Origin of the sequence: Geomonas ferrireducens (genome assembly GCF_004917065.1) — a bacterium.
GTDB classification, from domain to species: domain Bacteria; phylum Desulfobacterota; class Desulfuromonadia; order Geobacterales; family Geobacteraceae; genus Geomonas; species Geomonas ferrireducens.
Genome location: NZ_SSYA01000003.1, coordinates 457,195 through 479,635 on the forward strand (window position 1 = coordinate 457,195; position 22,441 = coordinate 479,635).

Here is a 22,441-nt window from a genome sequence, read left to right on the forward strand (position 1 = left end):
GGGCGAATATTCGCCCCTACGGTTTGCCGAGGGTTTTCTGTCCGGGTTTCCAGCCGAGCGGGCAGAGCGAGCCGGTCTGCAGCGCCTCGAGAACGCGCATGGTCTCCTCGACGCTTCTCCCCACGTCCAGGTTGTGCACGACCTGGTACTGGAGCACCCCTTCCGGGTCGATGATGTACAGCGCGCGCAGGGCGACCCCATCCTTCTCGTCGAGGCAGCCGTACTTCGTGGCGACTTCCTTCTTGATGTCTGAGAGCAGTGGATAGCGCAGGTTCCCCAGGTCACCGCGCTGGACCCAGGCGAGGTGGGAGTACTTGCTGTCCGTGGAAGCGCCCAGAACGACGGTGTTCAACTGCTCGAAGCCGGCGAGCGCGTCGTTGAACCCCTTGATCTCGGTCGGGCAGACAAAGGTGAAGTCCATCGGGTAGAAGAAGAGGACGACCCATTTGCCGCGGAACTCGTCGAGGGAGACCTGCCGGAACTCTTTTCCCTGTGTCGTACTGACCCAGGCGTCGAGCTTGAAGCCGGGGGCCGGATCACCTACCTTGGCGGTCTGCTGGAGATCCTCCGCACCTATCGCAGAAGGAGCGGATGCGAAGAGGGAGAGGGCCAGTGCGGCTAACAACGTAACGGTAGAAAGTTTCATCTGTCGCTCCTGTGACTGACGCTATCTGCTTTACTGTTTACGTTTTCCGGTATAATTCAACGACGATACATCATACCCTAGCTCTGTATGAGCAACCAACAAAAACTTTTCACTCAGTGCTTAGTATGGTATTGGTGTGGCAAACCAAACACAAAGGAGCAACATAATGACTGAAGAAAAAAATCCCGTGGTCATCATGGAAACCTCGATGGGTACCGTTAAGATCGAACTCTTCAAAGATAAGGCCCCCATCTCCGTCCGCAACTTCCTCTCCTATGTCAAGGACGCATACTACGACGGCACCGTCTTCCACCGCGTCATCAAGAACTTCATGGTGCAGGGTGGCGGCCTGGACGAGAACATGCAGCCGAAGAAGACCAAGTTCGCTATCAAGAACGAGGCGACCAATGGCCTTAAGAACGTGCGCGGCACCCTCGCCATGGCCCGTACCGCGGTCGTCGACTCCGCTACTTCGCAGTTCTTCGTCAACGTAGTGGACAACGCCTTCCTGGACCACACCGGCAAGACCCCGGACCGTTTCGGCTACGCCGTCTTCGGGCAGGTGATCGAAGGGATGGAAGTTATGGACGCGATCCGGGACGTGAAGACCACCACCAAGGCCGGTCATCAGGACGTTCCGGTAGAACCGGTCGTCATCAATTCGATTCGTTTGGCCGAGTAGAAATGATAGAGAAGCCGCCCCTTCCGGGGCGGCCGTTTTTGATGAGCGGTTGGCGTATGCGTCAGCCGCTCATTTCGTTTGGAGGGAAAGGCGGGACGTGATGTCGGAGATGGCGGCGCCGCTTGCATTGCGGGCCGAGAATGCGTCGAGGGTGAAGGACTCCGCCGTAGGGGCGGCCACAGCTGCCGTCGTGCAGGTGAAGGCGACCAGGGGGCCGACGGTCATACCGACCGGATTGGCGATGTTGACGGCGAGTACGGGTCCGGAGGCCGTCGAGGAGGGGGTCACCACGGCGGCGCCGACATAGCTTCCTCCGATGGCCGGTGCCACGACCCCGTCAGCGACGGCACCGTCGGCATCGGTCGGCACGGAGACTCCGGCGGGAAGGCGCAAGGTGAACTGGGCGGCGTAGAGGATGGCGTCGGCAACCGGCCCCTGCGTGGTGACGAGGACGCGCACCGTTCCGTTCGCCGGTTCCGGGATGTGCACGTTGCCGTCAGTGCCGGAAATTTGATCCGACCCGGAGCCACCGCAGGCTGCGAGTAACAGGCACATCAGCATCACCGCAAGCAATTTCATAATTCCTCCCTCAAAGCCTTTTCAGTTCAGCTCTTTGCGCTCAAGGTGCAATGCCCCCTCACTGTTTCGCATCGAGAAAAGATTGTAACGGATGTTCTATTGGTATCAACTAATGTTTGAGTGGTAGGGGAGCCGGCCGCAGTACCCCGGTAAAATGTGTTGAAATTTGCTGTACTTAATCGTTGACAAAGGAAAATGGCGCCTATACAATCTCTCCGCTTTGCCTATACACTAGCTGCACACTTTTTCTGGGGGTCTCACCTTATGGAAATGAAGGACTTCATCTTTACCTCTGAATCTGTCTCTGAAGGGCATCCGGACAAGGTTGCCGACCAGATATCCGACGCCATCCTCGACGCCATCCTGGCTCAGGACCCCAAGTCGCGTGTGGCCTGCGAAACGCTTGTCACCACCGGCATGGCGGTGATCGCAGGCGAGATCACCACCAACGCGGTCATCGACTATCCGAAGATCGTGCGTGAAACGATCCGTGAGATCGGCTACCACGATTCCGCCATGGGCTTTGACTGGGAAACCTGTGCGGTGCTGACCTCTATAGATAAGCAGTCCCCGGACATCGCCCAGGGCGTCACCGAAGGCGAGGGGATGTTCAAGGAGCAGGGCGCGGGCGACCAGGGGCTCATGTTCGGCTTTGCCTGCAACGAGACCCCGGAACTGATGCCGATGTCGATCCTGCTGGCTCACAAACTGGTGTCGAGGCTTGCCGACGTCAGGAAGACCGGCGTGCTCGACTTCCTTCGTCCGGACTCCAAGTCCCAGGTTTCCATCCAGTACATCGACGACAAGCCGGTGCACGTGGACACCGTCGTCATCTCGTCGCAGCACACCCCCGAGGTGTCCTACGAGATGATCAAGGAAGGGATCATCGAGGAAGTCGTCAAGAAGATCATTCCGGCCAACCTGATGGATGCGAACACCAAGTTCCTCATCAACCCGACCGGCCGTTTCGTCATCGGCGGCCCGATGGGCGACTGCGGTCTCACCGGCCGCAAGATCATCGTCGACAGCTACGGCGGGCACGGCGCCCACGGTGGCGGTGCATTCTCCGGCAAGGACCCCTCCAAGGTGGACCGTTCCGCGGCGTACATGGGGCGCTACGTGGCGAAGAACCTCGTCGCCTCCGGCGTCTGCGAGCGTTGCGAAGTGCAGGTGGCCTACGCCATCGGCGTTGCCGAGCCAGTCTCCGTCATGGTTGACTGCAACGGCACCGGCAAGATCCCGAGCAAGCGCATCTCCGAGATCGTGCGCGAGGTGTTCGACCTGCGTCCGCGCGCCATCATCGAGCAGCTCGACCTGCTGCGTCCGATCTATAAGAAGACCGCAGCCTACGGCCACTTCGGCCGCGAGCTCCCCGAGTTCACCTGGGAGCGCACCGACAAGGCCGCGATCATCAGGGAGAAGGCGGGGCTCTAACACCCGTTCAACGTTCAACGTTCCACGTTAAAACAAAAGGCCTTCCGGTATTTCGGAGGGCCTTTTGTTTTGCCAATGTGGCAGTAGCGATATCGTTGCGGTATGTCGGACAAGCTCGGCGAACGTTGAACGCTGAACGTTGAACCGCCGTTAAGGTTTTTTGCTGAACCTGTACCCCACGCCGCGCACGGTCTGGAAGAAAACCGGGCGGGAGGGCTCGGGCTCGAAGTACTTCCTGAGCCGCACGATGAAGTTGTCCAGCGTGCGTGTCTCGGCATCGGTGGCGTAACCCCAGACGCTCTCCAGGATCTCCCCACGCGGGATGGCCTCTCCTTCGCGATGGAAGAAAAGCGACAGCATGCGCACCTCGAGATCGGTCAGGTCGATCTCACCCTGCCGCGTCCTTGCCCGGTAGGAGAGCAAAAAGACCTCGTTGTCGCCGAAACTATACCCTTCCTCGACCGGTTCGGGGCGGTACCACGCGCTGCGACGGAGCATGCCGGATACCCTGAGCAGAAACTCCTTCAGGTTGAACGGCTTGATCAGATAATCGTCCGCCCCGGCGGCAAGCCCCGAGATGCGGTCGCTCTCGGCGGAACGTGCCGTCAGCATCAGAACCGGGACGCGCGAATCGAGCCCCCGTATCTTCTCGCAGACCTCGAACCCTCCGATCCCGGGGAGCATGACGTCCAGGATGATCAGGTCGAACTTCTCCATCCGTACCTTCTCCAGTGCCTCCTCGCCGCTCTCCACGTGGCTCACCAGGTACCCTTCCTGTTCAAGGTTGAAGGTGATGCCGCGCGCCAGGTGCATCTCGTCCTCGACTAGCAGTATGTGCGGTTTTTCGCCGGACATCCTATCCTCGCTGCTGCCTGCCCTGAAGCGGCAGGGTGATGTGGAAGGTGCAGCCTTTGCCGGGCCCGGGGCTCTCGACCGAGATCTTGCCGCCGTGTGCGTTCACCACGCTTCTCACGATGTAGAGCCCGAGACCGGTTCCCCTGATGTTCTCCCCCGGCGTGCGCACCCGGTAGAACATCTCGAATATCTTCTCCAGTTCGTCGTTTCCTAGCCCCTTGCCGTTGTCCTGGAAGTCGAGCACGCACTGCCTGCCGCTTGCGCTGCGCTTCAACGACACGCGGATTTCCGGCGATACCGGTGAGTAAAGGAGGGCGTTCTCGAAGAGGTTTCTGAGCGCCATCTCCATCCCTTCCGCGTCGATGGTCGCTGTGATGTTCGGCTCGATCTCCACCGTCAGCTTGCCCCCCTCCGGGAGGTCGCCGTTTTTGCTTTCGAGATAGCTGGTGACGAACCCTGAGAAGTCGATCTGCTTCGCCTTTTCGCCCAACTGACGGAACTCGATCCTCGTCGCCATGAGGAGGTTGCTGATCAGGATGTTCAGACGTTCGGTATCGGAGAGCATGGTGTCGAGGAAGCCGTCGAGCTTCTCCTTGGGGAGCTCCCTCATCTTCACCGTTTCAAGGTGCAACTGGATCGAGGCGAGCGGGGACTTAAGCTCGTGGGTCAACTGGGATATGTAGCTGCGCTGCTGCAGATAGAGGTTCGCCTGCCGCCGCCAATAGAGGAAGATGACATAGACCCCGGCCAGGATGGCAACCGCCATCAGCAGCCCCTCGACCAGAACGATCCACTCAACCCCGTGAGTTACCAGTTCGGGCTTGTAGCGCAGGGCGAGGGCTTTGAACTCCTTGTTCCTTCCGATGAACCAGTAGACCCAGGAGACGACCATCACCACCCAAATCAGCTGGATCCCTATCAGTGCAATCAACGGGTTGGAGAGTTTCCGGTTCATTTTCATGCCACACACGTAGCATCGCTGCCTCGTTTTTGCAAGGGGTATCTGAGAGTACTGGGGGCGTTTGTTTTTACACTAGTATTACAAAAGCCGTCGACGTTCTCTGATAATGTGTTTACGTCGCAGTCTGATACTCAGGAGGAGTTATGTTCAAGCCGTTGCGCATTGGTAAACACGAGGCACGATACCCGCTTATCCAGGGCGGCATGGGAGTAAGAATTTCAGCGGGCTCGCTGGCTGGTCACGTCGCTAAGTGCGGTGGTGTGGGCCTGGTGGCTTCCCCCGGGATAACCCTGAACAGCGAGTTTTTCGACGGCAAAAACTACCTCAAGAGCAACGCGCAGGCGCTGAAGGACGAGATCCGCAAGGCCTACGAGATCGCCCCGGACGGCATCATCGGCGTCAACGTGATGGTCGCCCTCACCGATTACGAGGAACTCGTGGTGGCTTCGGTCGAGGCGGGGGCGAAGGTGCTTGTCTGCGGCGCCGGCCTTCCCTTGACCCTCCCCGGGCTCACCGCGCACGCGCCCGACGTCGCCCTCATCCCCATCGTATCCTCGGTGCGTGCAGCGCAACTGATCGCCAAAAAATGGGATAAGTCCTACAACCGTCTTCCCGATGCCGTCGTGGTCGAGGACCCGGATACCGCCGGGGGGCACCTGGGCGAGAAGATGGAGAACATCGGCACCGGTGAGTACGACCAGTACGAGACCGTGCGCGGCGTGAAGGAATTCTTCCGTTCCGAGTACGGGCTTGATATTCCGATCATCGCGGCCGGTGGCATATGGGACCGCGCCGACGTCGAGCACGCCCTGGCTGAAGGGGCCGACGGCGTTCAGATGGCGAGCCGCTTCGTGACCACCGTCGAGTGCGACGCCGAGGATGCCTTCAAGCAGGCCTACCTCGATTGCAAGAAGGAAGACATCGGCCTCATCATGAGCCCGGCCGGTCTTCCGGGGCGCGCCATTCTCAGTAACCAGCAGGGGATCTTCGACTACGACCGCGACCACTCCTCGGTCTGCTCGTACGGCTGTCTCAAGAAATGCTCCTACAGGGAGAGCGGCGAGCGCTTCTGCATCGTGAAATCCCTTGATCGCGCCCAGCGCGGCGAGGTCGACTCCGGTCTCATCTTCTGCGGCACCAACGCCTGGAAGGCGAATCGCATGGAGACGGTACAGGAGATCTTCGACGAGATTTTCGGCGCGCAAGGTGCCGTCGCCGAGGACAAGGCAGCCTGATCCAGTAAATACGCACCAAACGCAGGAGCGCACCTTGCGCCGGGCACCTTTAAAGGCCGGCGAGGCGCCGCTTCTGCGCAGGAATCACCAGATCCCCCAGTGGCTTCGTGCCGCTGGGGGATTTTTGGTTTTTCCCGACCCCTCTCCCATCGTGCCTTCGCCCACCGTAGGGCTTCGGTCCGCAGGTGGGAGAGGATGGCCGAAGGCCGGGTGAGGGCGTTGCCACGAAGTGAGGGAATTGCATCTGCCGAGGCCCTCACCCCGGCCCTCTCCCGGAGGGAGAGGGAGGATGGAGGGAATATGCTGCGGCAGGCTATGCATAAGGAGGAAATAATATGCCTTCCGTCTTGTCGGCGGCGGCGTACTGTGCTATATCAAGAAAACTTGATTTATAAGAATAGCGAGAGTTGATATAGACATGTTGGAACTTTTCAAGGCACTGGCGGACCCTTGCCGCCTACGGCTGGTCGGCGTGCTCCTGAACGCGGAGCTCACCGTTCAGGAGCTCACCCAGATCATGGGGATGGGACAGTCGCGCATCTCGCGGCACCTGAAGATCCTGGCCGAGGCCGGTGTCCTTGCGGTGAAGCGCCAGGGAACCTGGAGCTACTACCGCGCCGGTGACGCCAACCCGTTTTTCTGCGCCATCAGGCCCGAGTTCGAACGCGAACTTGAGCAGCTTCCCGAGCGCCGTGAGGATCTGGCCGCCGTGGCGCAGGCCCTGGAGGCGCGCCGCAAACGAAGCCAGGAGTTCTTCGACCGGCACGCGGCCCAGTGGGACCTGCTCTCGCGCACGCTCCTGCCGGTGCCCGAATACCAGGAAAGCCTCCTGGACAAGGTGCCTGAGGCGGCGGTGCTTTTGGAGATAGGTGTCGGCACCGGAGCGCTCCTCGCGGAGCTCGCGCGTCGGGCGGGGCGGGTGATAGGTGTCGACCACTCTCCCGCGATGCTGGAAGAAGCGCGTCGCAGGCTCGCTAAGGACGGGGTGCAGGGGGCCGAACTGAGGCTTGGTGACATGAACCACCTGCCGCTTGCCGACGGAGGAGCGGGTTGCGTGGTAGCCAACATGGTGCTGCACCATGCCGCCAGGCCGGAAACGGTGCTCGCCGAGATCGCGCGCGTGCTTGCGCCGCAGGGAACACTGCTTGTCGCCGACCTTGCGCGTCACGAACAGGAATGGGCCAGGGAACAATTGGCCGACCAGTGGCTCGGTTTCGAGGATGGTGAGTTGAAGGGGTGGCTTAAGGGAGCAGGGTTTTCAGGTATCACCATAGATCGCGTCTCCTCAGGAAACGGTGCTGAAGACGTGCTGCTGGTGCAGGCGGTAAAGGCATGAAAGACACGGAGTTTTAGAAGGTTAGACAGCAAGACCATCGAAAGGAGAATAACGTGAAACAGGATTACATCGTAAAGGATATGTCGCTGGCCGATTGGGGCCGCAAGGAGATGATCATCGCGGAAACCGAAATGCCGGGTCTCATGGCGATTCGCGAGGAGTACGCGGCGGCCCAGCCGCTCAAGGGGGCGCGCATCGCGGGCTCGCTGCACATGACCATCCAGACCGCCATGCTCATCGAGACTCTCACCGCGCTCGGCGCCGAGGTCCGCTGGGCTTCCTGCAACATCTTCTCGACCCAGGATCACGCCGCGGCAGCCATCGCCGCCGCCGGGATCCCGGTCTTCGCCCACAAGGGTGAGAGCCTCACCGAGTACTGGGACTACACCCACAAGATCTTCGAGTGGCACGACGGCGGTGCGCCCAACATGATCCTTGACGACGGCGGCGACGCGACCCTGTTGCTGCACCTTGGCAGCGACGCGGAAAAGGACCCGACCGTCCTCGACAAGCCGACCTGCGAGGAGGAAGAGGTGCTTTTCGCTGCCATCAAGAAGCGCCTCGCCGAGAAGCCGGGTTGGTACGCGAAGACCGCAGCTTGCATCAAGGGTGTTACCGAAGAGACCACCACCGGCGTACACCGTCTCTACCAGATGTTCGAGAAAGGGAAGCTCAAGTTCCCGGCCATCAACGTGAACGACTCGGTGACCAAGTCGAAGTTCGACAACATCTACGGCTGCCGCGAGTCCCTCATGGACGGCATCAAGCGCGCCACCGACGTCATGGTGGCCGGCAAGGTTGCCGTCATCTGCGGCTACGGCGACGTGGGCAAGGGATGCGCCCAGGCGATGCGCGGGCTGCAGGCCCAGGTGTGGGTCACCGAGGTCGACCCGATCTGCGCCCTGCAGGCGGCCATGGAAGGGTACAAGGTAGTCACCATGGAGTGGGCGGCGGACAAGGCGGACATCTTCGTCACCACCACCGGCAACATCGACGTCATCACCCATGACCACATGAAAGCGATGAAGCACAACGCCATCGTCTGCAACATCGGTCACTTCGACAACGAGATAGAGGTGGCGAAGCTCAAGCAGTATAAGTGGGAGAACATCAAGCCACAGGTCGACCACGTCATCTTCCCGGACGGCAAGCGCATCATCCTGCTCGCGGAAGGTCGCCTGGTGAACCTCGGCTGCGCCACCGGCCATCCTTCTTACGTTATGTCCTCTTCCTTCGCGAACCAGACGCTCGCGCAGATGGAGCTCTTCTGCAACCCGGGCAAGTATCCGGTGGGCGTATATATCCTGCCGAAGGAGCTGGACGAGAAGGTGGCGCGTCTGCAGCTGAAGACCCTGGGTGCCATGCTGACCGAGCTGTCCGACGCACAGGCGGCGTACATCGGCGTGAAGAAGGAAGGTCCGTACAAGTCGGAGCACTACAGGTATTAAACCGAGAGGACGTTCTACAGAACCGAGAGGACGTTCAACGTTCTACGTTCTATGTTAACTGACTGACTGCCAAACTCTCCCGGGGCATCTTTGCTCCGGGAGAGGGGGGGAATGATTATTCGGCCCTACAGGGGCGGTACAGAAACACTCAAGACAAAAAGTAAGGGCGCTCGGTTTGACCGGCGCCCTTTCTTATCCTTCCTGCTCGCTATCTTCTTTTTTCTTCTTCCCCTGACCAGGGGTGCATGCCGGCGACATTCAGGTCGCAATCCCCATCCGGGGCAGGATGAAACGCTGCAGCGCCACCCAGACGACCACTATTCCTACCAGAATCAACAGCTCGTTCATATTTCACCTCCCAAAACGATACGATGCACTATATCGCATATTCGGGAAGAAAAATATAGCAAATTAATTATTATTATTACCCTTTCAGCATCAATGCAGGTAGCCGACGGCCGCCTCGCACTCGCTGACCAGGTCGACCTCCCTCAAAAGGGCGAGATCCACTTCGCTGCCGGCCGGGATGAAGGTCGCGTCGCAGGGGAGGGCGGCGAGCGCGTCGCACCTCGTCATGGTGCTGAGGATCGCGGTGTGCTGTTCGCCGGCACAGTAGGCGACGTGCCTGCCGTGACGCTTTTTCACTGTCACCCGGATGAAGTGCAGCTTGCCTGGCTTCTTGTGGGCGTCCTCGGCGAGAATTCCCTTCACGAACGGGGGAACCACCTTCCGGTGCCCCATCATCTTCAAGAGGGCGGGCTTCACCAAAAGCTCAAAGGTCACCATGGTGGAGACCGGGTTGCCTGGAAGCGAGAAGATGGGCTTTCCCTGCCAGGTCGAGAAGGCGGTGGGCCCCCCCGGCTTCATGCCGATCTTCCAGAAAAGCTCCTCGGCCCCAAGCCCGGCGGCGACCTCGCGCACGAGATCCCGGTCTCCGGCGGAAACACCGGCCGACGTGATCAGCGCGTCGCAGCATAGCCCCTGCAGCATCTTCTCCCGGTGGCTTTCCACCTTGTCGCGCGCGATGCCGACCAGTACCGGCTCGGCACCCGCCTCGCGTACCGCGGCGGCCAGCGACAGGGCGTTGGAGTTGATCACCTTGCCCGAGACCGGGCGCTCGCCCAGCTCGATCAGTTCATCTCCGGTGGAGAGTATGGCCACACGCGCTTTGCGGTACACCGGCACCAGCGCCTGTCCCATGGCGGCCAGCATGCCGACCTCGGCGGGACGAATCCCTGTTCCCTCGGCGAGGACCGGGGCGCCGGCGGTTACGTCGCCGCCTCTCACGCGCACATGCTGCCGGGGGAGCACCTTGTGGCTTATCACCACATGGTCCCCGTCCACTTCCGCTTCCTCGAGGGGTATGACGGCGTTGCAGCCGGGGGGGATGGGGGCTCCGGTCATGATGCGCACCACGCATCCAAGCTCGACCGTGGCGGCGACGTCGCCCCCGGCGGGTAGAAAGCCGGTGATGGCGAGGCGGGTGGGGGCGGAGGTGCAATCCGCTGCGTGCACGGCGAAGCCGTCCATGGCGGAGTTGTCGTAAAGCGGCAGGTCCCAGGGGGCGATGATGTCCCTGCTTACCACACGCCCGAAGGCGTCCATCAGCGGAACGGTTTCCTCCCCAAGGGGCTTCACGTGGGCCAGTATGATGCCGCGCGCTTCTTCAAAGCTTGGCATGGTGCACCTCCTCGGTGCTGTCTGGCGCCGTCGTGGCGCCGGTAGTTAATTGCAGCCACGATCTTTGTGGCCAAGCCCCTACCCTTGCGGGAGGGGGAGGTTCTTTGTTTCTTTACGCCGCGTTCACCAGCTTGACCGGAACCTCGGCGTACGATATCTCGTGCATTTCCATTTCCAAGAGGTCGATGGATAGCTTGCGGTTTCTCAACGGCTCTCCCTTGCCGAGCAGGACCTTGCAGACCTCGGCGACCTCGAGGCTCGCCACCACGGCCGGTGTGAAGGAGGGGTTGCCGAGCTGCTGCTCGATCCCCTTGCCGGCCACCCAATGCCGGTAGATGTTCTGCACCGTGGTCTCTCCGGGGAACTGGGTGGCCACGTGTCCGTACCACCCGCCGATGGCGCCGTGCACCATGGGAATTCCGGCCAGTGTGCATACCTCGGCCAGCTGCAGGCGGTAGGGGATGCTGTCCAGGGCGTCGACCGCGATGCTTACCCCTGCAAGGAGTTCGAAGCCGTTGGTCAGGCAGAAGGCGTCCTCGATGGGGGTCACCGTGACGGCCGGATTCACCTGGGCAAGCCGTTCCGCCGCGACCGCCACCTTGGGCTGGCCAAGGGACGCCGGCGAGGAAAGTATCTGCCGGTTCAGGTTGTGCTCTTCGAAGATGTCCGGGTCGATGGCGACGATCTGACCGACGCCGAGACGCGCCAACTCCTCGAGGACGTAGCCGCCCAGGCCGCCGCAGCCGATCACGGCGACGCGGCTTTGGAACAGGCGCAACTGGTCTTCGACACCGATCATGCTCCTGTTGCGCTGGTAGCGGGCCGGAAGGATGCCGTTTTGCAGGGCGAGCCACTCCACCGCGGCGTGGCTTATGTCGAAGAGCTTCGCAGTGGTGTCCTGGGCGCGCCAGGAAAGCAGGCCGTCCTTGGTCTGTTCCTTCAAAAAGACGAGGGCGTTATGCATGTCAGCCTCCTCCGACCAGGGGAAAGAGCGAAAGGGTGTCGCCGTGGGCGAGCTTGCTGTCCAGTTCGCCGTGCCGGCCGTTCAGCATGACGATGCCGATCTCCTCTTCGGTGAGACCCAAAGAGAGCACCACGGCGCGTACCTCGGTTCCTTCGGCGAGTTCCTGTTCGGCCACCTTGAACCTGCCGTTTCTGAAAGTAGCGAAAAGTTTGAGAGTTATCTGCATGAGGCACCTGCTCGTGGTTCAAACGGAAAAACCCGGCGTGACCTTCGTCACGCCGGGCGTCGGCTGCTTCTAGAAGTTCCAGAACTCGTCGAGTTCCTCGTCGGTGAAGTCCCACACCGCGTTGTGCGGCGCTACCGGCTCGTTCTTGAAGAAGTCCGGGAGGCGGTCATGGACGTTGCTGAGACCGGCTTTCTGGTTGAATTCGCGCTCGGTCTTCAGGACGTACTTGCCCAGGTTGGTGACGTCGTCGCCGGTGAGGGCGATGCCGAAGCGGGCGTTGATCATGTCGATCAGGGCCGGGAGGCACTCCGGTATGTCCAACGCCGGGAAGGCGACGAAGATGCACATACCGGTCGAGTCGACCGCGGCGGTCGCGATCTGCAGGTTACGGGAGAGCTCGACCTGGCCGTCCTTCTTGAGCGGGTCGACGTAGCCGCCGACGTTCAGGATGTTGGTGGCGATGGTGTAGCCGGAGGTGTGGTCGGCGCCCATGGTGGAGGTGGCGTAGGTGACGCCGATCCCCTTGACGGAGCGCGGGTCGTAGGCCGGGATCGCCTGGTTCTTGACGACCGGTACGCGGGTCACGCCGTAAGTGCGGCCCACGGAGCCTGCGCCGCCGCCAAGGATGCGGCCAAGGGCGGTCCCCTTGCCGATCTCGTCGGTCAAAAGACGCAGCATCTCTTTGGAGTCACCCCAGTTGAGGATGCCGGCTTCCATTGCGACGCCGAACATGACGGCGGTCTCGATGGAGTCGATCCCGATGTCGTCCATCAGGTTGTCGGCGCGGGCGATGTCGTCCAGGTTGTCGATGCAGCAGTCGGCACCCAGGCCCCAGATGGTCTCGTACTCGAAGCCGGAGGTGACGTACTTCCCGTCCTTGTCGTGGTAGACCTGCGAGCACTGGATGATGCAGCCGGCGTGGCAGCCGTGCTTGGGCTTGCCGCCGCGCGCTACGATGGTGTCGTACATGGTCTCACCGGAGATCTTGTCGTGAGCTTCAAACTGGCCGGTGGTGAAGTTTCTCGTCGGGAGACCGCCGGCCTCGTTCAGGATGTTCACGAGGACGTTGGTGCCGTAGGTCGGCAGCCCCTCGCCGGAGACCGGGTGCTCGAGAATGGCCTTGGAGAACGCCCTGGCGGCAGTCTTGAATTTGTCCGGATCGGCGATCTTCACGCCCGGAGCGCCTTCGCCGTCGATGGAGATGAACTTGATCTGCTTGGAGCCCATGACTGCGCCCAGGCCGCCACGGCCGTGGCTGCGGATCTTGCTGTCCGGGTCCTTGACGGAGATGTTGGCGGCGGTCATCTTCAGCTCACCGGCCGGGCCGATGGTGAGGACGCCGGTTTTCTTGCCCAGGCGCGCCTCGACCGCGTCGATGACGGCGAAGTTACCAAGGCCCAGCAGTTCCTTCTCTTCGCTGATGGTGACGCCGTTCACGCCGACGGCGAGGTTGTACCAGGCGTCACCCTTGGGGGCGCCTTCGATGATGAGGGCCTTGATGCCGAGTTTCGCCAGCATCTGTGCCGCGGTGCCGCCTGCGTTGGACTCCTTGATGCCGCCGGTGAGCGGGCTCTTGGCGCCTGCGGAGAGGCGACCGGAGTTGGCTGCCGGGGTGCCGGTCAGAAGGCCGGGTGCGAACACCAGCTTGTTCTCGGCGGAAAGCGCGTGGCAGGTCGGCGGTACTTCGGCTGCAACGATGGTGGAGGTGAGGCTGCGGCCGCCAAGGCCTGCCCAGGCTGCCGGAACTTCTTCGATCTTGGTGGTGAGGTCGGTCATGTTGACGCGAAAAATCTTATCCATGCTTTTCAAGCTCCCTAATTTAAATTGTTCTACCGGCTGCTTGACGTCAGCCGGGACTCCTTTCCAAGAGGGAGGCTGCACCGTTTCCAGGGCAACCCGTTGGCCTGGAGCCATGAGGGGAGGTCCCTTTTAGGCTCGACACGGCTCGGAGATTTTTGATGCCAGACTGACCCGACACCGCTTACGCATCTGTTGGGTGGTGCGGTGGCGAATAATCATTCGCCCCTACTCTTCACCCCTTCCCCCGGAGGGGGGAGGTCGGGAGGGAGGGAGCCAGGAATTCCCCCCTCCCTAACCCTCCCCCTCCGGGGGCGGGGATCATGCTGCAGCGTTATTACATCGCATCCTTGAAGATCTGGATGACCTGCTCAAGGGTCGCTTTGCGCGGGTTGGTGAACTGGCAAGCGTCCTTTTTTGCGTTTTCCGCCATGATCGAGAGGTCCTCTTCCTTCACGTTGAGGGCCTTGAGGCCGGTCGGGATGCCGATGGAAGCGGAGAGGCTGCGGATCCTGTCGATCGCCTTCTGGCCGGCTTCGGTCACGGAGAGGCCGTCGACGTTCTCGCCGAGGGCTTTCGCGATGTCGGCGAAACGCTCGGGGCATGCGATCAGGTTGTACTGGCTGACGGCCGGCAGCAGGATGGCGTTGCAGACGCCGTGCGGCAGGTTGTAGAAGCCGCCCAGCTGGTGCGCCATGGAGTGAACGTAGCCAAGCGAAGCGTTGTTGAACGCCATGCCGGCCAGGTACTCGGCGTAAGCCATCTTGTCGCGTGCCTCGAGGTCTTCGCCGTTGGCGACAGCCTTGGAGAGGTACTTGGCGATCAGTTCGATGGCCTTGATGGCGCATGCGTCGGTGATCGGGGTAGCGATGGTGGAGACGTATGCCTCAACTGCGTGGGTGAGGGCGTCCATACCGGTAGCCGCGGTCAGAGCGGCCGGCTTGCCGACCATGAGCAGCGGGTCGTTGATGGCGATGTTCGGAGTGCAGCGCCAGTCGACGATGGCCATCTTCACGTGGGTGTCGGTGTTGGTGATGATGCAGAAACGGGTCATTTCGGAAGCGGTGCCGGCGGTGGTGTTGATGGCGACGAATGCCGGCATCGGTTTGGTGGACTTGTTGATGCCTTCGAAGTCGCGGATGTTGCCGCCGTTGCCGATGACCAGGCCAACGCCTTTGGCACAGTCATGGGAGGAGCCGCCGCCCAGGGAGATGATCGCGTCGCAACCGTTTTCCTGGTACACCTTCACGCCGTCGTGAACGTTGATGTCGGTCGGATTCGGCTCGGCGCCGTCGAAGATGATGGCCTTTACGCCGGTGGCTTCCACCTGCTCCTTGATCTTGTCGGCAACGCCCATAGCCGAAAGACCTTTGTCGGTTACGATGAGAGCTTTGGATGCGCCCAGTGCCTTCACCTGCTCACCGGTTTCCTTAGCGGAACCGATGCCCATCAGCGAAACCGTCGGAATGAAGAAGCCGTAAGTCTGTTCTCCTAATGCCATTTTTCTTTCCCCCTGTTGTTTTTCCGGGCTATTTGCACCGGGTTTGATTATTTTAAGATTCGTGCGGTGCTGCATACACTTTCCTAAAACGGTTTTCTACGCTTTCGCAAGGGGCGTACCAGAATTCACCGTAAACGCATTTTTTTGCCAGCCCGAACAATTTTCATAGGATACCGTATACTTAACGAATCCTTTGTTTACGTTAACCTCCCGACGCCCAAAGGTTGCGTTCTGAAATCGAACAGTTGCGGCGTTCCATTATGGAGCGTTTGTGCTTTTGTGGAACGGACGTTTTGGACGGTAAACCGATGATCCCCGCAGTGCCTGCCTGTTGAATTCAAAATCCCAAAAATTGGTTCGTTTGTTGTGTATTCACCATCTTACTTCCTGCCTCATTAGTGCCAGACGCGCCTTTTTGCGCCGAAGTGGAACAGTTGGTACCGATATTGCCTTGTATACGGCGAGGCGTGTTTCACGGGGGGATGTGGCATGGCACTGATCGATACCTACGGCAGGCGGATCAACTACTTGAGACTCTCGGTCACCGACCGCTGCAACATGCGCTGCAGCTATTGCATGCCGGCGCAGGGGGTGGCGAAGCTCGAGCATAAAGAGATGCTGAGCTACGAGGAGCTTTACCGGGCGGCCTCGGCCTGCGTCGCGCAGGGGATAGAAAAGATAAGGGTGACCGGCGGGGAGCCGCTGGTCAGAAGAGGCATCGTTGATTTTCTCGGTCGCCTCTCGGCGATCCCGGGACTCAAGGAACTGGTGCTCACCACCAACGGGCTCCTCCTCGACGAGCTAGCCCAGCCGCTCAGGCAGGCCGGGGTGGCTCGGCTAAACATAAGCCTCGATTCGTTGAGGGCGGATACCTTCGCCAGGATCACCCGGGGTGCCGATCTGTACCGGGTCCTCTCCGGGATTGCTGCGGCGCAGGAGGCGGGCTTCGGACCGCTTAAGATCAATATGGTGGTGATGCGCGGGGTGAACGACCAGGAGATCCTGGATTTCGCCGCCCTCACCCTGGACCATCCGTTCACGGTGCGCTTCATAGAGTACATGCCGACCCTGCAGGACGAAGGGTGGGGCGCCCAGAGCATGCCCGGAAGCGAGATCCTCGCGCGCATCGCCGAGCGCTACCCGTTGCTGCCGCTGGTGAACTCCGAGATGGCGGGGCCGGCCAGGAACTACAAGATACAGGGTGCCGCGGGCGCCATCGGGATCATCACCCCGGTGTCGGGGCACTTCTGCGAGAGCTGCAACCGGATCAGGATCACGGCGACCGGCCGGGTGCGCGGCTGCCTCTTCTCGGATCAGGGCATGGACCTGAAGCCGCTTCTTGCTTCCGACGATCCCGGCCCGCTGCACGAGGCGCTTAGCCGCATCGTGACGCAGAAGCCGGGACGGCACCATATCGCCGAGGAAGGGGCCGAGCAGGCCGTGGTCAACATGTCGAGGATAGGCGGTTAGAAGACGGGGACCGGGGCTCGTGTAAGGTGGGACCGGGACTGGCATAAACGGAGGAGACTATGAGCGCGTCTGTAGTGGCGGTCAGCGTAAGCGAGAATAAGGGCGAGAGGAAAAAGCCGGCGCCGGCTGTGCACCTGAGGGAAAACTACGGCATCATCGGCGACGCGCACGCGGGGGACTGGCACCGCCAGGTGAGCCTTTTAGCCGAGGAGAGCATCGACAAGATGATCGCGCTGGGGCTTGCCGTCGGGCCGGGCGACTTCGCGGAGAACATCACCACGCGCGGCATCGAACTGGTGACTCTGCCGGTGGGGACTCGGATCGGCATCGGGCCGGTGGTGCTGGAGGTTTCCCAGATAGGAAAGGTCTGCCACACCCGGTGCGCCATCTACTACCAGGCGGGTGACTGCGTCATGCCGAAGGAGGGGATCTTCGCCACCGTGGTGAGCGGCGGCGTAGTGCGCCCCGAGGACAAGATCGAGCTGCTGTAACAGGCGGCATATTCAAATCAGCAGGCAAAGAAGGGGAGAGGTCATGAAGGACAGAAGTCAGAAGAAGGTGAACATCATCTCGATACGCATGAGCGACGACGAGCGGGACGCCATCCAGAGGCTCATGGACAAAAGGGGGAAAAAGGCTTCCTTCATCATGCGCGAGGCGTTCGCACTTTTCAGGGAACAGTGGGAGATTTCGAGGGGTGAGGCGACCCACTAGGCGGTGGCACTAAAACCTTGATGGCCCCGGTGGACGCTCTGGACCTTGTGGACCTTGTGGCCTATGACAACGGGTTTGAACAGAGTTGGTAAAAGAAAGGATCTTCAATGTACGTGGTGGCTTGCATTAAACAGGTGCCGGATACGACTCAGGTGCAGATCGACCCGGTTACTAATACGCTGGTGCGCGATGGTATCCCTTTCATCGTAAATCCTTACGATACCCACGCCCTGGAGGAAAGCCTCCGCATGAAGGCACGCTACGGGTTCAAGGCGGCTGCCCTCTCGATGGGACCGCCCAACGCGGAGGCGACACTCAGAAAGGCGTTGGCTCTCGGCGTGGATGAAGCGATCCTCTGCTCGGACCGCGCCTTCGGCGGCGCGGATACGCTCTCCACCAGCAAAGTGCTGGCGGAGGCCATCAGGAAACTGGCCCAGGATGACGAGGTGGGGCTGGTCTTCTGCGGCAAGCAGACCATCGACGGCGATACGGCCCAGGTCGGCCCGGGCATCGCCATCCGGCTCGGCTTCTCGCAACTCACGCTCGTGGACCGCATCGAACATCTGGACTTCCTTTCCAGAAAAATCCGCGTGCGCCGCAAACTCGAGGGGCGCTACGAGATCGTTGAGGCGAAGCTGCCGGCCATGATCACGGTGGTGCGCGAACTGAACCGTCCGCGCTACCCGACAGTCCCGATGCGGCTCAAGGCGGCCAGGAGCGAGGTGAAGGTCTGGAGCAACAACGACCTGAAGCTCGACCCCAATGGCATAGGCCTTAAGGGATCGCCTACCTGGGTGAGCAGGATCTTCTCGCCGCAGCGTGCGGCGGGGGAGATGATCGGCGACGGTTTGAACGACCCCACGGGGACCGCAAAGCTCCTCTTGGAGAAGCTGGTGGCCAGGGACATGCTGGCTGTATAGTCACCACGGCTCCTCCCCCCGGAGGGGGGAGGTCGGGAGGGGGGAAGCTGTTCGAGGATAGTCGCTGCGCCCCCTCCCTGACCCTCCCCCTCCGGGGGAGGGGATGCATGGAACTGCTTGAGCCTTAATTTAATAACGAGAGGACTACGGTTGATGAGCGAGGTGAAAAAACTGAAAAAGCCGCGGGGGAAGGTTCGGCTCATAGAGGGGAAGTGCATCGCCTGCGGTGCGCGCTGCCAGAGCAGCTGTCCGGTGGACGGCATCCAGATGAGCGAGGCGGGGGAACCGCAAATCGAACTCTCGAAGTGCATCGGCTGCCTCAAGTGCGTGAAGGCCTGCCCGGGCTCGGCCCTGGAGATCTTCTACTCGAAGGAGGAGCTGGAGATCCTGGCGCAGCTCGCCGGTCAGCAGGACCTCGCCGAGGATGAGGCCGACCCGGAGGAGCTGGCACGCCGCGAACTGGTGGCGGCTTACCGCGGCGTATGGGTCTTCATCGAACAGACGGAAGGGGAGGCGGCCCGCGTTTCGTGGGAGCTCCTCGGCAAGGGTAAGGAACTGGCGGCGAAGCTCGGCGTGGAGCTCTCGGCGGTGGTGCTGGGCGACAAGGTCGAGCATCTCTGCTATGAGGCCTTCAGCTACGGTGCCGACCAGGCGTACCTGATGGATCAGACGGTTTTCGCCAACTACCGTACCTACCCGTACCTGGACGCCCTTTGCCACCTGGTCGACAAGTTCAAACCGGAGATCGTGCTCATGGGCGCGACCGGGATGGGGCGCGACCTCGCCGGGGCCGTCGCAACCCGCGTCAAGACCGGCCTCACCGCGGACTGTACAGGGCTCGACATCGACGCGAAGCGCAACCTCATGCAGACCCGCCCGGCCTTCGGCGGCAACATCATGGCGACCATCATGTGCGACCGTTTCCGTCCCCAGATGGCGACGGTACGCTCGCACGTCATGCCCATGCCGGCGCAGGAGGCGGGACGCAAGGGTAAGATCATCCATGTCTCCCTTCCCATCAACGAGGCGGACGTCTTCACCAAGGTGCTCGAGGTGATCCGCGACAAGAAGGCGGGCGAGGTGGATATCGCCGGCGCGGAATTCATCGTCTCCGGGGGGCGCGGCCTGATGGCGAAGGAGAACTTCGCCATGCTGCAGGAACTGGCCGACGAGCTTGGGGGCGTAGTGGGCGCCTCGCGCAGCGCGGTGGACGCGGGATGGATGCCGCCGGACCGCCAGGTGGGGCAGACCGGCAAGACGGTACGCCCGAAGATCTATATCGCCTGCGGCATCTCCGGTGCGATCCAGCATCTGGTGGGGATGCAGGATTCCGACCTCGTCATCGCCATCAACCGCGACAAGGAGGCCCCCATCTTCGAGGTGGCGAGCTACGGCATCGTGGGCGACCTGTTCCAGGTGGTCCCGGCGATCACGGCGGCGCTGCGGGAGATGAAGGCTGCCTCGAACGGTGTCGAGGTGAAGGACGTCAAGGCGGCGTAAGGGACGCTTCTTCCCGCCACGGACATCTTGCAAAAACTCTCCCTCGCCCTCTGGGAGAGGGTAGGGGTGAGGGCGCCGCTTACGGTGGTAATGCGTCGACGTGGGGTTGAGGCACCGCCCTCACCCTAGCCCTCTCCCCCCTTCGGGCTGAAGCCCTACGGGGGGCAAGCCCTGCCTGCGGATCGAAGCCCTACGAGGGGCGAGGGACAGGTAGGGGGCGTGCAGCGGCTTGAACCGGCTTCCCCCTCCCAGCCTCCCCCCTCCAGGGGGAGGGGTGCTGCTCTGTTACGACACCGCTGCGGGCTCGAGCGGGTTAACCGGATTTCGAAAAAAACAACTACAAGGATACGTTCATGCAACCTAATCCTGTCATCTTCACGCCGCTCCTGGCGGCGGCTTGCGCCATCTTCGCCTGGAGCTGCTATCGCCGCTTCAGCCTGGTCGCCGTCGGCGCGGCCGAAGACCGTCTCTCCAGTTTACCCGAGAGGCTCAAGGGGATGTTCCTCTTCGCCTTCCTGCAGAAAAGGGTGGTGAGCCGTCCCTTCGGCATCAACCACGTCTTCATCTTCTGGTCGTTCCTGGTGCTCGCGGTAGCCAACACGGAGTTCCTGCTCGCGGGGGTGTTCCCGGCAGCGAAACTTTCCAGCCTGCTCCCCGCGGCGCTCTACCTGCCGCTCGTCTTCGCCTTTGACCTCGTCTCGCTCTGCGCCCTCACCGCGGTAGTCATCGCCCTGGTGCGAAGAGCGGTGGCGCCTCCCTACGAAGGGGCCCGCACCGGCGAGGCCTTCGGCATCCTCTCCATGATCGGGACGCTCATGCTCGCCTACTTCGGCCTGCACGCGGCGGAGATCGCCATGGGGCAGGAGCAGGCGGCGCAGGCGATGCCGGTTTCCTCGGCGCTGGCGGCCATACTGGCGGGGGAGGGGAGCGAGACCCTGAAGAGTGTCGCGCAGCTCTCCTGGTGGCTGCACGCGGCGGTGCTGCTCTTCTTCATGAACTACCTTCCCTACAGCAAGCACATGCACATCCTGGCCGCCATCCCGAACTGTTTCTTCAAGGAGCTGGAGACGCCGAACACCCAGCCGCGCGAGGAGTTCGAGGAGGGAAACGTTTTCGGCACCGGGAGCATCGACCGCTTCACCTGGAAGGACCTCTTCGATTCCTTCTCCTGCACCGAGTGCGGGCGCTGCGAGAAGTCCTGTCCTGCCGCGAACACCGGCAAGCCGCTCAACCCGCGCCTCGTCATGCACGACATCAAGGTGAACCTCCTTGCCAACGGCGATCTTCTGAAACGCGGCGGTGAGCCGACCGTGCCGGTGATCGGCGAGGGTGAGGGATGCATCAAGCCCGACGCGCTCTGGTCCTGCACGAGCTGCGGCGCCTGTCTTGCCGCCTGCCCGGTCTTCATCGAGCAGATGCCGAAGATCACCAAGATGCGCAGGCACTTGGTGCAGATGGAGGCGGACTTCCCGGAAGAGCTTCTGAACCTCTTCGAGAACATGGAGCAGCGCTCCAACCCCTGGGGGATCGCACCGGGCGAGCGCGGCAAGTGGGCCGGCGGGCGCGACGTGCAGCTCTTCGAGGCGGGAAAGACGGAGTACCTCTATTTCGTCGGCTGTGCGGGGTCCTTCGACTCGCGCAGCAAGCAGGTGACGCTCGCCATGACGCAGATCTTCGAGGCGGCCGGGGTTTCCTACGGCATCCTCGGCAAGGATGAGAAGTGCTGCGGCGACAGCCTGCGCCGCCTGGGGAACGAGTACCTCTTCGACAGGATGGCGAAGGAGAACGTGGCGCTTTTCCAGGAGAAGGGGGTGAAGAAGATCGTCACCCAGTGTCCGCACTGCTTCACCACGCTCAAAAACGACTACAAGCAGTACGGCCTCGAGCTCGAGGTGATTCCGCACGCCGAGTTCATCGAGTCGCTCATCGCGCAGGGTAAGCTGAAGCTCGATCACCATGCGAAGAAGGGTGGCAACATCGTCTTCCACGACTCCTGCTATTTAGGCCGGCATAACGGCGTCTACGAGGCGCCCCGTTCCGTCATCGCCCACGCCACCGGGAGCGCTCCAGCGGAGATGGAGCGTAGCCGAGAGAATTCCTTCTGCTGCGGCGCAGGCGGCGGGCGCATGTGGATGGAGGAGCACCTGGGCGAGCGCATCAACCTTAACCGGGTGAGCGAGGCGCTCTCCGGCGACCCGAGCACCATCTGCACCACCTGCCCCTACTGCATGACCATGATGGAGGACGGCCTGAAGGACCGCTCAACGGGCGGCACCAACGTGAAGGACATCGCCGAGCTGGTGGCGGAAGGGCTGAAGGGTGCGGCGAAAGGGTAGGACGGTTTAAAGACAGCGGCGGCCGAAGGCGGTGGGGTCATCCTCACCTCGGCGGCTCCGAGAACTCTTCGCTTTCCGGGAAGGACCGGGTGGGACGTCTTGACGCGGGCGGCACCTCCCCCCCCGGCTCCTTTCCCGGATGGCGAGGGGCAACACG

The 22,441-nt window shown here is 61.7% G+C and carries 20 protein-coding genes and 1 riboswitch; of the genes, 11 read left to right on the plus strand and 9 right to left on the minus strand.

What is annotated here, in order from left to right; genetic code table 11:
* Positions 1–16 precede the first annotated feature (16 nt).
* On the minus strand, positions 17–646 hold the full coding sequence (locus tag E8L22_RS17875; protein WP_136526487.1) for a peroxiredoxin: 630 nt from the start codon (positions 644–646) through the stop codon (positions 17–19).
* 166 nt (positions 647–812) lie between these two features.
* On the opposite strand from E8L22_RS17875, the gene E8L22_RS17880 reads away from it, so the two are divergent.
* Positions 813–1,328: a peptidylprolyl isomerase gene (locus tag E8L22_RS17880; RefSeq protein WP_136526488.1), complete on the plus strand. Its 516-nt coding sequence runs from the start codon at positions 813–815 to the stop codon at positions 1,326–1,328.
* A 69-nt stretch (positions 1,329–1,397) separates the two neighbouring features.
* On the opposite strand, the gene E8L22_RS17885 is transcribed toward E8L22_RS17880, so the two are convergent.
* The gene (locus tag E8L22_RS17885; protein ID WP_136526489.1) at positions 1,398–1,907 is read right to left on the minus strand and encodes a hypothetical protein; all 510 of its coding nucleotides are present in this window, start codon (positions 1,905–1,907) and stop codon (positions 1,398–1,400) included.
* A 264-nt stretch (positions 1,908–2,171) separates the two neighbouring features.
* On the opposite strand from E8L22_RS17885, the gene metK reads away from it, so the two are divergent.
* Complete coding sequence (gene metK, locus E8L22_RS17890; RefSeq protein ID WP_136526490.1) at positions 2,172–3,341, plus strand: methionine adenosyltransferase; 1,170 nt, start codon at positions 2,172–2,174, stop codon at positions 3,339–3,341.
* Between the two features lie 150 nt (positions 3,342–3,491).
* Here metK and E8L22_RS17895 read toward each other — a convergent pair whose 3' ends face one another.
* Together E8L22_RS17895 and E8L22_RS17900 are read right to left on the minus strand one after the other, a co-directional pair.
* On the minus strand, positions 3,492–4,196 hold the full coding sequence (locus tag E8L22_RS17895) for a response regulator transcription factor (RefSeq protein ID WP_135872154.1): 705 nt from the start codon (positions 4,194–4,196) through the stop codon (positions 3,492–3,494).
* A 1-nt stretch (position 4,197) separates the two neighbouring features.
* Positions 4,198–5,157 carry a sensor histidine kinase gene (locus E8L22_RS17900; protein WP_136526491.1) on the minus strand — a complete coding sequence of 320 codons (960 nt, stop codon included), beginning with the start codon at positions 5,155–5,157 and terminating at the stop codon, positions 4,198–4,200.
* 143 nt (positions 5,158–5,300) lie between these two features.
* Between E8L22_RS17900 and E8L22_RS17905 the strand changes: the two genes are divergently transcribed.
* The 3 genes from E8L22_RS17905 (at position 5,301) to ahcY (ending at position 9,176) form a co-directional block, all read left to right on the plus strand.
* A complete protein-coding gene (locus tag E8L22_RS17905; protein ID WP_136526492.1) occupies positions 5,301–6,392 on the plus strand; it encodes an NAD(P)H-dependent flavin oxidoreductase in 1,092 nt (363 codons plus the stop codon).
* Between the two features lie 418 nt (positions 6,393–6,810).
* On the plus strand, positions 6,811–7,728 hold the full coding sequence (locus E8L22_RS17910; protein WP_136526493.1) for an ArsR/SmtB family transcription factor: 918 nt from the start codon (positions 6,811–6,813) through the stop codon (positions 7,726–7,728).
* Between the two features lie 53 nt (positions 7,729–7,781).
* On the plus strand, positions 7,782–9,176 hold the full coding sequence (ahcY, locus tag E8L22_RS17915) for an adenosylhomocysteinase (RefSeq protein ID WP_136526494.1): 1,395 nt from the start codon (positions 7,782–7,784) through the stop codon (positions 9,174–9,176).
* Between the two features lie 438 nt (positions 9,177–9,614).
* Here ahcY and E8L22_RS17920 read toward each other — a convergent pair whose 3' ends face one another.
* From E8L22_RS17920 to E8L22_RS17940, 5 genes are all read right to left on the minus strand, one after another.
* The gene (locus E8L22_RS17920) at positions 9,615–10,856 is read right to left on the minus strand and encodes a molybdopterin molybdotransferase MoeA (protein ID WP_136526495.1); all 1,242 of its coding nucleotides are present in this window, start codon (positions 10,854–10,856) and stop codon (positions 9,615–9,617) included.
* 112 nt (positions 10,857–10,968) lie between these two features.
* Complete coding sequence (locus E8L22_RS17925; protein WP_136514148.1) at positions 10,969–11,820, minus strand: HesA/MoeB/ThiF family protein; 852 nt, start codon at positions 11,818–11,820, stop codon at positions 10,969–10,971.
* A 1-nt stretch (position 11,821) separates the two neighbouring features.
* Positions 11,822–12,046, minus strand: a complete 225-nt coding sequence (locus tag E8L22_RS17930; RefSeq protein WP_135872140.1) for a MoaD/ThiS family protein — start codon at positions 12,044–12,046, stop codon at positions 11,822–11,824.
* A 69-nt stretch (positions 12,047–12,115) separates the two neighbouring features.
* Positions 12,116–13,846 carry an aldehyde ferredoxin oxidoreductase family protein gene (locus E8L22_RS17935; protein WP_136526496.1) on the minus strand — a complete coding sequence of 577 codons (1,731 nt, stop codon included), beginning with the start codon at positions 13,844–13,846 and terminating at the stop codon, positions 12,116–12,118.
* A gap of 41 nt (positions 13,847–13,887) precedes the next feature.
* Positions 13,888–14,009: riboswitch (molybdenum cofactor riboswitch) on the minus strand.
* Between the two features lie 171 nt (positions 14,010–14,180).
* Positions 14,181–15,344: an iron-containing alcohol dehydrogenase gene (locus tag E8L22_RS17940; RefSeq protein ID WP_136526497.1), complete on the minus strand. Its 1,164-nt coding sequence runs from the start codon at positions 15,342–15,344 to the stop codon at positions 14,181–14,183.
* A 489-nt stretch (positions 15,345–15,833) separates the two neighbouring features.
* Between E8L22_RS17940 and moaA the strand changes: the two genes are divergently transcribed.
* From moaA to E8L22_RS17970, 6 genes are all read left to right on the plus strand, one after another.
* The gene (gene moaA / locus E8L22_RS17945; protein ID WP_136526498.1) at positions 15,834–16,814 is read left to right on the plus strand and encodes a GTP 3',8-cyclase MoaA; all 981 of its coding nucleotides are present in this window, start codon (positions 15,834–15,836) and stop codon (positions 16,812–16,814) included.
* Between the two features lie 59 nt (positions 16,815–16,873).
* Positions 16,874–17,305, plus strand: a complete 432-nt coding sequence (locus E8L22_RS17950; RefSeq protein ID WP_136526499.1) for an MOSC domain-containing protein — start codon at positions 16,874–16,876, stop codon at positions 17,303–17,305.
* A 43-nt stretch (positions 17,306–17,348) separates the two neighbouring features.
* On the plus strand, positions 17,349–17,528 hold the full coding sequence (locus E8L22_RS17955; RefSeq protein ID WP_136526500.1) for a hypothetical protein: 180 nt from the start codon (positions 17,349–17,351) through the stop codon (positions 17,526–17,528).
* Between the two features lie 107 nt (positions 17,529–17,635).
* Positions 17,636–18,448, plus strand: coding sequence for an electron transfer flavoprotein subunit beta/FixA family protein (locus tag E8L22_RS17960; protein WP_136526501.1), 813 nt, complete (start codon positions 17,636–17,638; stop codon positions 18,446–18,448).
* Positions 18,449–18,601: 153 nt separating this feature from the next.
* Positions 18,602–19,948 carry an FAD-binding protein gene (locus E8L22_RS17965; RefSeq protein WP_136526502.1) on the plus strand — a complete coding sequence of 449 codons (1,347 nt, stop codon included), beginning with the start codon at positions 18,602–18,604 and terminating at the stop codon, positions 19,946–19,948.
* Between the two features lie 353 nt (positions 19,949–20,301).
* Positions 20,302–22,284: a (Fe-S)-binding protein gene (locus E8L22_RS17970; RefSeq protein ID WP_136526503.1), complete on the plus strand. Its 1,983-nt coding sequence runs from the start codon at positions 20,302–20,304 to the stop codon at positions 22,282–22,284.
* Positions 22,285–22,441: the final 157 nt, after the last annotated feature.